An 11,905-nucleotide genomic window follows, 5' to 3' on the forward strand; every position below is an offset into this window, starting at 1 on the left:
TGTTTGTGTGAGCATGGATAATTTGACGCTGCGTTACTTTGACGCCGAGATGCGCTACTTGCGCGAAGCCGGCAAGGAGTTCGCGCAGGCGTTTCCCGACCGGGCGGCGCAACTCAACCTGGATAAACCCGGTGCCCAGGACCCTTACGTAGAGCGCCTGTTCGAGGGCTTCGCGTTCCTGATGGGGCGCCTGCGCGAAAAGCTCGACGATGACTTGCCGGAACTGACCGAAGGGCTGGTCAGCCTGCTGTGGCCGCACTACTTGCGCACCATTCCGTCGCTGTCGATCATCGAGCTGGCGCCGGACCTCAAGCAAATGAAGCACAGCGAACTGATCGTGAAGGGTTTCGAGGTGCTGTCCCAGCCCATCGGTGCGCAAGGAACACGCTGCTGCTACACCACCACCCAGGCGCTGACCCTGCAACCTTTGGCGCTGGAGCAGGTGCGCCTGGCCTACGAGCCGGACGGCCGCTCGGTGTTGCGCCTGCGCTTTGCCTGCGGCGCCTTGACCGACTGGGGCGAGATCGACCTGAGCCGCCTGCCGCTGTACCTCAATGCCGACGCGCCACTGGCCAGCGCCTTGCATCAGGCGCTGACCTTGAACACCCAGGCGGTGTATGCGCGCCTGCCAGGGCAAACCGAGCGCCAGGCGCTGCAGGCGCACTTTGCGCCCAAGGGCTTTGCCGATGAAGACCGCCTGTGGCCCAAGGGCGACAGCGCCTTCAGCGGTTATCAGTTGCTGCTGGAATATTTCACCTTCCGTGAGAAGTTCATGTTCGTGACCCTGTGCGGGCTGGAGCGCCTGGAGTTGGCTGGCGGCACGCCATGGTTCGAATTGGACGTGGTGTTGCGCGAGGCCTGGCCCCACGAATTCAGCCTCAATCACGAGCATATTCGCCTGCATGCGGTGCCGGTAATCAACCTGTTCCCGCTGGAAGCCGACCCCTTGACCCTGGCACCGTTGCAGACTGACTACCTGCTGCGGCCGATGCGTTTGCAGGACGGCCATACGGAGATCTATTCGGTCGACCGGGTCACCTCGTCGAAAAACGCCGAGCGCCACGACTATGTGCCGTTCACCAGCTTCCGCCACAAGGGCGGGATGCTGCGCGACGACGCGCCGGAGCGCTACTTCCACACCCGCTTGAAGCGCTCGGCCAAGGGCCTGCACGACACCTGGCTGATCCTGGGGGGCGAGGGCTTCGACGCGGACCGCTTGAACACCACCGAAAGCCTGTCCCTGCGCCTGACCGGCACCAACGGCCTGTTGCCGCGCAAAGCATTGCAAAGCACCTTGCTCGACACCGCCGTGCAATCGACCCAGGCCGGTCTGCGGGTGCGCAACCTGTGTGCGCCGAGCCTGCCGCAGTACCCGCCCAACCGGGATCGTTTCCATTGGCGGGTACTCAGCCACCTGGGCTCCAACTTCCTGCCGATGCTCGACAGCGCCGAGGTACTGCGCGGCACGTTGGCGCTGTACGACTGGACCGGCAGCGAGCTGAACCGTCGTCGCCTGGAGGCGATTGTCGATGTTCGCCACCATCTGGTTCAGCGCTTCGAAAAGGGCTTTTTACTGCGCGGTGTAGACATCGAAGTCACCCTGGATGCCAACGGGTTTTCGGGGGAGGGCGATATCAGCCTGTTTGGCGAAATGCTTCACCGCTTCTTCGGCCTGTATGCCGACATTCATCTATTCAACCAGCTCACGCTGATCCTGCAACCTACTGGAAAGTGCCTGCGATGGAACGAGAACCACAGTCAGCGTATTCCCGGCTGAAAGCCTCCGGTTTGCTGGACGCACTGGGCGGGCGGGTCGCGGAGGCCAACCTGTACCGGTTCTGCCAGTTGCTGGAACAGGCGTTGCCCGGTCACCCCTTGTTGGGCAGCACCGCCCACCCGGCGGATGACCCGGTGCGCTTTCGCCCCGACCCCGGCATGGGTTTTCCCGCCGGAGAGCTGCGGGCCATCGAAACCGATGAGTACCATCCCGAGCGTCCGGCCACGGTGCGCACGCGCCTGCTGGGGCTGTACGGCGTTGATTCGCCGATGCCCACCAGCTTCCTGGATGACATTGCCCAACGCCGCGAAGGCCATGAAGCCCTGGAGGCGTTTCTGGATATCTTCAATCACCGGATCTTTACCCAGTTCTATCGGATCTGGCGCAAGTACTCCTACCCTGCAGCCTTCGAAAGCGGAGGCCGCGACGCCACTTCGCAATGCCTGCTGGGGTTGGTGGGCCTGGGCATTCCCGGGACGGCGCAACAGGTGGCTACACCGATCTCGCGCTTTTTGGCGCTGCTGGGCGTGATGCGCCTGCCCACGCGCAACGCTGAAGGCATCACCGCGCTGGTCAAGCTGTTGGCGCCCAATACCCAACCCAGGGTGACACCGCACTGGCCGCGCAAGATCCCCTTGGCGCAGCCGGCCAGTCTGTCCTCCAGCCGCCCGGTGGGCTTGTCCCAGGGCACGCCGCTGGGCAGCGCGGGCTTTGATGCCAACAGTCAGTTGCACCTGGCGCTGTACACCGAAGACCTGGACGAAGCCCACGGTTGGCTGCCGGGAGGCCAGTTGTACACCGACCTGTTGGTGTTATTGCGGGTGTACCTGGGCTGGCGCTGCACCGCGAAGTTGCAGTTGTCGCTGCCGGTGCGCAGCTTGCCCAAACCCGTGCTGGGCGGCCCACCGGTGCTGCTGGGCATGACCGGCGTGCTGGGCCTGGGCGGCACGGCCTGGCAGATCGGCGCCGACGACACCATCACCATCAATCTGGGCCGCTATCAGGGCCTGCAAGGTAACCCCCAGTTCAGAGAGGCACAGCATGTCGCGTACCGTTTTTAATGCAGTAACAGTGGCGGTGCTCGGGGCACTGCTGGGCGGCTGTGGGCTGACTCAGAAGGTGACGGACGCCACGGTGTCCACGACCCAGTCGATCTTCTACAAGCAAGTGACCACCCTGCACCTGGACTTTACCGGCCGGGCGGCGATGAACACCGACGTGACCGACATGAGCGGCCTGTCGGTGCCGACCCTGGTGCGGGTGTATCAGTTGCGTGACGACACGCTGATCAACAAGGCGACTTATGAACGCGTGCTGAGCGATGCGGACAACCTGTTGAGTGCCGATCTGCTGGACCAGCGAGCTCAGGTAGTGAAGCCCGGAGAGGGCGCGCAACTGAACATGCCCATGCATAAGGACGCGAAGTTTGTCACGGTGGTGGCGTTATTTCGCAACCCGGATACCGTCAAAAACACCTGGCGCCTCACCCTGTCCCGCGAAGACTTGGACCCGGACCAGGCGCGGGTGATCGAGTTGGGTAACAACCGATTGACGCTGCAAACGCCCGTGGAGAAATAGCGCATGGGAGAGCTGAACCCCTCGCTCTACGAAATACTCCTGCAGAACTTCGACGGTGAACTGGACCTGCATCGCGTGCGCGAAGAAGACCAGCAAACCCTGTCGGTGCTGGACAACCTGCAACGCATCCTCAACAGCCGCGCGGGCTCGTTGAGCCACCTGCCGGATTACGGTTTGCCGGACATGGGCCAGATCCTGCAAGGCTTGCCTGCCTCGGCGCACGGGCTGATGAACACCCTGGTGCACACGTTGCTCAAGTACGAGCCTCGTTTGGCGGCGGTGCAGATCGAGCTGCTGCCGCAAGCCGTGCCGGGCCATCTGGAATACGCTCTCGACGTGCAGCTCAAAGCGGGCGAGCAGGTGACCTTTGCTGCCACCCTGGCGCCCGAGGGCAAGGTGCTGGTACGCCATTTGAGACGGCAGAACTTTCTGTCGAACCCATGAACCCTGAAGGAAGCGCAATGACGGCGTTATTGGAAAGACCGCTGCGAGTGGGCGGCGACCCGAGTGGCTTGCGTGAGTTTGCCTTGCTGCGTAACGAGCTGGCCAAATTGACGCATCCGGCCTGTCCGGATGTGGACTGGGCCCAGGTGGAGCAATTAAGCCTGGCCCTGTTCGAAAAAAATGGCGCCGACCTGCAAACCACCGCCTGTTTTGCCCTGGCTTGCAGTCACCTGCGGGGGCTGGAAGGCATGGCCCAGGGTGTAGAGATGATCGATGCCGTGTGCCGCGCAGACGGTAGTGTGTGGCCTCCCAAGGTGTCGGCACGCCTGGATATATTGGGTTGGTTGTTCGGCCAATGGCAGCGGGTACTGCGCAGCCTGGAAATCCCACGCTCGGCATTAGCCGCTCTGGCCAACATGGACAAAAAGCTGGAGGGGCTGGCAAGGCTGTTGGTTAGTCAGAGGCATGAGCCGCCGGTCATGCTGCAAGCGTTACGTCAGCAGCTCGGTGGATTGATGCAGCGTTTGGCGCGTCGTACCGAAGCCGATGGGCGAGCGCCAGTCACCAGCCCAACGCCGGCGTTGCCGCCCTCAGTGCCCGTGGTGATTGTGCCAATTGAACCGCCGCCTGAGGAGCCTCCTGAATGCCTACCTGCCGGTGCGCCAGTGCGTAAGCGCACCCTGTTCTGGTGGCTGCTCGGGGTGGGTGCGATCATTGCCCTGACGTGTGGGGTCAGTTGGTGGATATAGCCGGTATCCACCTTTCTTCTTTTCGTGTTTGAACCCCGTGATCAACAAGTACAATCTTACTAATAACCTAACGCCCCGAGGGTAACCACAGGAGGTTATCGTCACGCATCCGCCGCCAACCTAGACTTCACGCACGTTCTTCACTCGACTATTGAGAGTTAAAACATGCGCTTACGAGACCTGGGCATCACCATTGGCACGGGCACACCCGGGGCGTTCAACGCCATCACCGATGTGCCCGGCGTTCGCGTCGGCCATCACACCCTCAATGCCGAAAGCACCGACGGCTCGATGCATACCGGTGTGACCATCATCGAGCCGCGGCCGGTCGCAGCTCATCTGGCGCCGTGTTTCGCCGGCGTTCACGTGCTCAACGGCAACGGCGACGCCACCGGTCTGGAGTGGATTCGCGAAGCAGGCTTGCTGACCACACCCATTGCCTACACCAATACCCACAGCGTCGGCGTGGTACGTGATGCACTGGTGGCCGCCGAACGTGAAATGGGCAAGCAACACACCTATTGGTGCATGCCGGTGGTGCTGGAAACCTACGATGGCATTTTGAGCGATATCTGGGACCAGCACGTCACCGCCGAGCATGTGCACGCCGCATTGGCGGATGCACACAGCGGCCCGGTGCAGGAAGGCTGCGTGGGCGGCGGTAACGGGATGATCTGCCATGAATTCAAAGGTGGGATTGGTACGTCGTCTCGCGTGCTGAGCGCCGAAGAGGGCGGCTGGACCGTGGGCGCACTGGTGCAGGCCAACTACGGCGTACGCAGCGCCTTGCGCGTGGCGGGTTACCCGGTGGGCAGCGTATTGCAGGACACGCCTTCGCCTTATGACGGGCCGGTGAACGTCGGCGTGCCTGGCATGGGGTCTATCGTGATCACCATCGCCACCGACGCGCCCTTGCTGCCCCATCAATGCACACGCCTGGCACAGCGTGCGAGTATCGGTTTGGCGCGGGTCGGTGGCGGCACCGAAGACGACAGCGGCGACATCTTCATCGCGTTCTCTGTAGGCAATACCGGCTTGCCGGTTGCTAATCTCGGGCAACCCGGCCCGCCGACCACGGCCTTACAGATGGTCAATAACGACTACATCTCCGCGTTGTTTGTGGCCGCTGCGGACGCCGTCGAGGAAGCAATTCTCAATGCTCTGTTGGCCGCCAACGACCTGCAGGGCCGTGGCCGACAAGCACTGGCGCTCAAACCTGAACAATTGCTGGCGGCGATGACGAAGGTGGGTTGGACGGCTGCTGTTCACTCCTGAGCCTGAAGGAACAATAGGAACAGCTCGGACTGGGATTTGATCCCCAGCTTGTTGTACATGTGCTTGCGATGCACCTTGACCGTTTCGGCAGAGATCGCCAGCTTGCGGGCGATCTCTTTGTTCGAGCAGCCACTGAGCATCAACTGCGCTACCTCGGCTTCACGGCTCGACAACGCCGAGCTGATCTGCAGCGTCGGTGACAGCAGGCGCTCTTGCCAGTCCGTTGACGGCTCTGCTGACGGCGCGCTGTTCGAAGCCTGTTCAAACACGCAACGCTGACGCATCAGCCCGGCCACCCAGGGCTGGATCAACCGCAGCAGGGCCAGTTGCTCCTGGCTGAAACGGCAACGGCTGCCCAACGACAGGCTCAGGGTGCGCTGGGGATCGAGTTGCACATTGAGGTGGACCTCATCGGCGACCACGTTCAGGCGAAAGTAGCGCTGGTAATAATCGGTCTGCTCAAAACACTCGGGGGCAACGTCGTCCAGTTGAAACAGCCCACTTCGCGGTGATTCGCGATTGGCCAGGTAAAACGGATCGAGCAGGTAAAGCCCCTTGAGGTAGTCCTGGAACAGCGAGTCGGTGCCGCCTTCCTCCGTAGGCGATTCAGCCAGTACCAGTGGCCTGCCAGGGTTGAAGATCAGCACCACCCAGCTGTCCACCGGCACATAGCGCCCGAGCAAACGCGTCATGGATACCCAGAAGTGGGGTTGGTCGAGGTTTTCGATCAGCCGCCCGACCGCGTCATGCCAGGCCACATCCTGCAAGGTCAGATTGGTTTGACTACCCATTGCGGGGTACCCCATTGAAGTGATTTTTTCCCATTGCGCTGCACCCCATACTCATTTGAAGGCCCGGGTAAATTCGGGTTTCCACTTTGCCCAAGGACCTGCCATGAACATCGAACTCTTGCAGTTAGCCGGCCGCGACGGTGATACCGCTTATAACCTGGGACGCACCTTGGAGACCATCGCCAACTGCAACGCGGATACCGACTTGCTGGTATTTCCGGAAACCCATTTGATGGGCTTCGTCGGTGGCGAACAACTGGCCAAGGTCGCCGAGCCTCTGGACGGCCCGACGCTGCAAACCGTGCAGCAGGCGGTGCGCCAACGCAATGTGTCGGTTGTGATTGGCTTGGTCGAACGTGATGCGGACGCCTATTACAACACCTCGGTATTGATCACACCCGAGGGTATTGCCCTGCGCTATCGCAAAACCCATCTGTGGCCCTCCGAGCGCGCCGACATCACGCCAGGCGATCGCTTCGTCACTACGCTGTGGAACGGCGTGCGTGTCGGCCTGCTGATCTGCTACGACATCGAGCTGCCGGAAACGGCGCGGGCGCTGGCGCAACTGGGTGCTGAATTGATCATCGTCACCAACGGCAACATGGACCCCTACGGCCCGGTGCATCGCACCGCGATCATGGCCAGGGCCCAGGAAAATCAGCTGTTCAGCGTGATGGTCAACCGCGCGGGGCAGGGTGATGAAGGCCTGGTGTTTGCTGGCGGCAGCACGGTGGTCGACCCGTTTGGTCGCCTGCTGTACGAAGCCGGGCGCGAAGAAACACGCCAGGTGATCAGTCTGGACCTTACTCAAATCAATGCGGCCCGCAGGGATTATCACTACCTCAATGATCGTCGGTTGCTGTTGCAAGGCGAGGCTGTGGAGCACCCCGACGGCCGCCGTGAACTGCTGATTCGCTGACCGCGTTTGTACCCTCCATAACAATAATCAGCTGGCGCGCAGGTGCCGGCCCAGGAGTTCGTGATGATCGCTATTCGATGCATGCAATGGGGGCTGGCTGCCGTTATCAGCGGCGCAATAGCATGTGCTCAGGCCGCGGAGCCGAAGGTCAATATCTATAACTGGTATGACTTCATCGCACCCAACACGCTGAAGGATTTCCAGGCGCAGACCGGCATTCAATCGGCCTACGACGTGTTCGACAACAGCGAGGTCATGCAAAGCAAACTTATGGCCGGGCGTAGCGGCTATGACGTGGTAGTCGCTACCGGCGACCTGTTGCCGAACCTGATCAAGGCCGGTGTACTCAAGGAACTGGATCGCTCGCAACTGCCCAACCTGTCCCATCTGGACCCGGACATCCTCGCCAAGGTCAACAACAACGATCCCGGTAATCGCTTTGCGGTGCCGTATTTGTGGGGCACCACCGGCATCGGCTACGACGTAGCCAAAGTCCAGGCGCTGCTGGGCAATGACGCACCGGTGGATTCCTGGGACCTGATTTTCAAGGAAGAAAACCTCGCCAGGCTGGGCGAGTGCGGCGTCGCCATGCTCGATGCGCCCGCTGAAATCATCCCGATCGCCTTGCACTATCTGGGGTTGCCCTATAACAGCCAAAACCCGGAAGACTACCTCAAGGCCCAGGCCCTGCTGTTGAAACTGCGCCCACACATCCGCTACTTCGACTCCTCGCGCTTTATCACCGATCTGGCGAACGGTGATATCTGCGCCGTCGTCGGCTGGGCGGGTGGCGTGATGGACGCTCGCAAAGCGGCCGACGCAGCCGGTAATGGTCGCCGGATTCAGTACAGCATTCCCAAGGAAGGCGCGCCGATCTGGGTGGAAAACCTGGTACTGCTCAACGATGCACCGAATCTCCAACAGGGTTTGGCGTTTATCGATTACATGCTTCGCCCGCCGGTGATCGCCGCATCGTCCAACTACCTCAGCTATGCCAATGCCAACAAGGATGCCACGGGGCTGGTGGATGCGAAGGTGCGCGATAATCCGGGGGTTTATCCTTCCAAAGCAGTGCTGGATACGCTGTTTGCGCTGGAGCCGCTGCCCTTGAAACTGGAGCGGGTGCGCACGCGGGTCTGGAGTAAGGTCAAGAGTGGGACCTGATGACGATGACTGGAAGCGTTTCTGTCTGGCCAGCCACCTAGAGCCTAGGGAATGCCCTCCGGTGAGCTGCAAATAGTGTCGTGGTCAGGAAGGTGGGTTGGCCGGACGCTTGCGTGTGATAGTCCAGAAAGCAATCAGTCATAAGTAAAGGTCACGGTGACAGCCGCGTTGGCTTTTCCAGGCGTCGCGATCTTACCGGTCCGTATGTATTGCACGGTCATAGGCTGACTGATCGTACCGCTCCTCAAGTTGCCCATTATGGTATTGGCTGAAGGGGCGAAACTGATGGCGTTAGTCCCATTCAACACTTGTAATGCGATACCCGCCGCTCTCGTGGGCTCATCGGCCAGGCTCAGATAGGAAGAAAGGTTCGAAGGGTTGTACACGTCCGACATGGAATAACTCACTTGAAATGCAGGTGCATCCGTGCTGCATTTCAGGCCCAGTACAAATGCACCGCCGGCGATGCTGGACCCGACTGAAGGCATATCGACCATGCTCACTTGCTTAAGCTTAATATTGGCCGGCGTGGTTAAGGTGCAGGAGGTACCCTTGGCCACGAACGTGAATTTATCAGTGCGCATCGTCCATATACCGTTGTAGACCCCGGGTTTAGTATGGGTAATTTTGCCCGTGATGACGTCCAATGTATTGATGGTGCGCAGGCCTGAGGTCATGCTCTTTTTGGGGCTGTAAAACCTTATTTTGACCGTCGAACGCATTGTAAAGTCGAAGACGCGGCCGCTGCTGCCGCTGAAGCCTATCTCTCGCACGGTTTCGTAGACGTTGGAACTCAATCCGTGCTCCGCCCCACCATCGACAGAAGAAGTCCCAAAGTAAAATACGTCACTCTCGTTCGTCTGGTAGAGGTTGTAGGACGCACCATCAAACTCGACGGATGCTCCGGCAGGCACGCCTGTAGCACCCATCGTATTCGTATAGGTGCCTGAGGGCATCTTCGTGCAGATGAGCGACATGGTTGCCGAGTGCCAAACGGACGAGATCATCCCTCCGCTGTCAGTGGGCACATCCGAAATCGACGGCACGATTTTATTGCCGCTCGCCGCGCAGCCCGCCAGGGCACTGGCTGGTAATGCTAGCAGACCGCTAACTACACAGACAGTGGCCATGACCTCCCGATACCTGCGGGTGCGTCTGCGCCAGAGCCCGCTAAGGGCGAACAACGAAAGAGGCAAACAGCGCATCATGCGATATTGACCATTTGTACCTGTATAGCCAATAGCTCAGCCTTCATATTCAATGGGCGCGCAACAAGGCGTATGTCCTTTTTTAGGGCTGGCTTTTCAGCGCTGAACTGTTCAAAGTTCATATATTGCTCTGTCGTCATACGATTTATCTCAATCCGTGATTTTCGACTTTTGCATTTTACGTTACACCGAAACCGCAGTCTGCATGCCATGAGGCATCAATCATAGCGAATCAGATTCGTCCTTCTAGCGTGTGGAAATAACAGATAAAAAGCGCGAATTATCTGATAGGGTTTTGTGAGGACATACTTACTCCTCGCTGAATATATTCTCACGAGGCAAGACGTTTCAGCCGCTACATAGCGGAAGAACGCTTTTACCGGCCCTCAGATTTTTGCAGGCTTATTAAGTAGTTAACGGCGGGAGGCGATTTCGGAAATTACGATGTATATAGCGAGCCCCCTGACTTTTCGGCGCAGATAGACCTCCCCATTTCCGCCAATTCTGATAGGAGGAAATCGGGATCAAAGAGGAGGGCGGTCATCCCCTTTAAAAGATGCATGAAATTGGCCCCCCTCCGAAGCGTTTAACACGTATTCGACTGCTGACACCCGATGATAGGATTATCAAAATCCTGCTTCCCGCGTGAAGGAGTAGAACCATTGAGCACTTCAGCACCTGAGCGGCGCCAAAATGGAAAGCATGAGAGGTTGCGTAACTTAGGGAACGAGGAGTTTTGGGCCTTCAGTTCCGGTCGCTTCGCACTGAGGGGTTCTGAACGACTGGCCCAGATCAAGAACGGATTTCCAGCCCATCTTTTTCAGGCCATGCGCCGAACTTTTGACCTTCAAGAACGCGCCTTGAGTGTTCTCCTCATACCTCGATGACAACGCTTGAACGACGAGTTCGTGAGCACCGAGCCCTTGATGCCGCCGTGTCCGAGCGCATAGGAAGTGAAAAGTTGGTCTCGAGTTCGAGGAGAAGTGTAGTGGTTAACTAATCCCGGACTCCGGATTAAGTTTTTCCTCGGCAATCGCTGGCGGTAGCCTACCGTTGAATTGATGCGGTCGACCCCAGTTGTAGCGCTGCATCAGGAAACAAGGCCTTTCGACTTATGCTGCAGCGTATCCCATAGCACATCAGCAGGTCTTGGGGTTGCGGATTTTGCAAGTTTCAAATCTCTACGGGAGGCCAAGGACTTCTCGAATCAGCGACTTAGGTAGCTCATGAACATTTATGACATGACCTGTCGTTTAACATAATATACATTATGCGAACCACTGAGCCATCCTTCAGGGGCTCTGTTCGGCGCATTTCACTAAGCGACCTAGACCACCGCGCGCCAGATTCATAAGCAGCCATCGTTGCCCTCGCTGACCTGCCTCCGTTTGACCCTTGGGCCACCGGGCATTTACGGCGAGTCAGCACACGGTTCACCAACGCTGTGGTGAAATCGATAACGTTGCCCGTCATAACGCAGTACTGGGAAACAAGAGCCCGGGCCGCCGACCTCGACATCAGGCCAACCATTACTGCCTTTGCCAGGGAGAAACTCAGCGACGCCGCTTTCTTTGAGCATGAGTTTCCAGTGACCGTCAGTCTGCTGGCTGACTAGATAAAATCCAGTACCCGCTTGCCCATAACAGTCAGTGCTGCCTTCGGTAATCAACGCATCCGGCCGACCGTCGCCGTTCAGGTCCTTGATCAGCTCCATGGTTGCCGGCGTGTAGCTACCTGTTGTCTCGATTTCGCACTCCGACGTCTCTTGGTTAAATCCAGCAGCGCGGAAAGCTTTTATCTGCTCGCTACGCGGCAGTTCATCCGCCAGCGCCGTGGCACTGATCACGAAACATGCCACCCATAGACCTGACGTAAGCCTTCCCCGCATATAGACCGTCCCTTTATGATGCTCAAATGTAAAGTATCGTGCACGTACCCACACTAGCGTGAAGGATGAGCTAGCTCTGCCCTTATTATATAACCACTGACTATAACTAAAC

11 protein-coding genes are annotated in these 11,905 nt (G+C 59.0%); 8 read left to right on the top strand and 3 right to left on the bottom strand.

What is annotated here, in order from left to right; genetic code table 11:
* Positions 1-7: 7 nt before the first annotated feature.
* From tssF to E4P01_RS20805, 6 genes are all read left to right on the top strand, one after another.
* Positions 8-1,777 (top strand): type VI secretion system baseplate subunit TssF, encoded by a 1,770-nt coding sequence (gene tssF / locus E4P01_RS20780; protein ID WP_216091142.1) that lies wholly within the window; start codon positions 8-10, stop codon positions 1,775-1,777.
* A complete protein-coding gene (gene tssG / locus E4P01_RS20785) occupies positions 1,741-2,838 on the top strand; it encodes a type VI secretion system baseplate subunit TssG (protein ID WP_216091143.1) in 1,098 nt (365 codons plus the stop codon). Before tssF ends, tssG begins: the two co-directional genes overlap by 37 nt.
* Positions 2,819-3,355, top strand: a complete 537-nt coding sequence (gene tssJ, locus E4P01_RS20790; RefSeq protein WP_065944078.1) for a type VI secretion system lipoprotein TssJ — start codon at positions 2,819-2,821, stop codon at positions 3,353-3,355. Before tssG ends, tssJ begins: the two co-directional genes overlap by 20 nt.
* 3 nt (positions 3,356-3,358) lie before the next feature.
* Complete coding sequence (gene tssE / locus E4P01_RS20795) at positions 3,359-3,799, top strand: type VI secretion system baseplate subunit TssE (RefSeq protein ID WP_154842377.1); 441 nt, start codon at positions 3,359-3,361, stop codon at positions 3,797-3,799.
* 17 nt (positions 3,800-3,816) lie between these two features.
* The gene (locus E4P01_RS20800) at positions 3,817-4,548 is read left to right on the top strand and encodes a type VI secretion system ImpA family N-terminal domain-containing protein (protein WP_216091144.1); all 732 of its coding nucleotides are present in this window, start codon (positions 3,817-3,819) and stop codon (positions 4,546-4,548) included.
* A 165-nt stretch (positions 4,549-4,713) separates the two neighbouring features.
* Entirely contained in the window at positions 4,714-5,823 is a 1,110-nt protein-coding gene (locus E4P01_RS20805) for a P1 family peptidase (protein ID WP_032876639.1), read from the top strand.
* Here E4P01_RS20805 and E4P01_RS20810 read toward each other — a convergent pair.
* Positions 5,814-6,614, bottom strand: a complete 801-nt coding sequence (locus tag E4P01_RS20810; protein WP_216091145.1) for a LuxR family transcriptional regulator — start codon at positions 6,612-6,614, stop codon at positions 5,814-5,816. The genes E4P01_RS20805 and E4P01_RS20810 overlap by 10 nt on opposite strands.
* A 103-nt stretch (positions 6,615-6,717) precedes the next feature.
* On the opposite strand from E4P01_RS20810, the gene E4P01_RS20815 reads away from it, so the two are divergent.
* A complete protein-coding gene (locus tag E4P01_RS20815; protein ID WP_032876636.1) occupies positions 6,718-7,533 on the top strand; it encodes a carbon-nitrogen hydrolase family protein in 816 nt (271 codons plus the stop codon).
* Positions 7,534-7,596: 63 nt separating this feature from the next.
* Positions 7,597-8,697 (top strand): polyamine ABC transporter substrate-binding protein, encoded by a 1,101-nt coding sequence (locus E4P01_RS20820; protein WP_216091378.1) that lies wholly within the window; start codon positions 7,597-7,599, stop codon positions 8,695-8,697.
* A gap of 134 nt (positions 8,698-8,831) precedes the next feature.
* Here E4P01_RS20820 and E4P01_RS20825 read toward each other — a convergent pair whose 3' ends face one another.
* The gene (locus tag E4P01_RS20825; RefSeq protein ID WP_216091379.1) at positions 8,832-9,827 is read right to left on the bottom strand and encodes a fimbrial protein; all 996 of its coding nucleotides are present in this window, start codon (positions 9,825-9,827) and stop codon (positions 8,832-8,834) included.
* 1,489 nt (positions 9,828-11,316) lie between these two features.
* Positions 11,317-11,751: a hypothetical protein gene (locus E4P01_RS20830; RefSeq protein WP_050549419.1), complete on the bottom strand. Its 435-nt coding sequence runs from the start codon at positions 11,749-11,751 to the stop codon at positions 11,317-11,319.
* Between the last annotated feature and the right edge of the window lie 154 nt (positions 11,752-11,905).

Origin of the sequence: Pseudomonas sp. NCIMB 10586, assembly GCF_023127895.1 — a bacterium.
Taxonomy (GTDB): Bacteria; Pseudomonadota; Gammaproteobacteria; order Pseudomonadales; family Pseudomonadaceae; genus Aquipseudomonas; species Aquipseudomonas synxantha_A.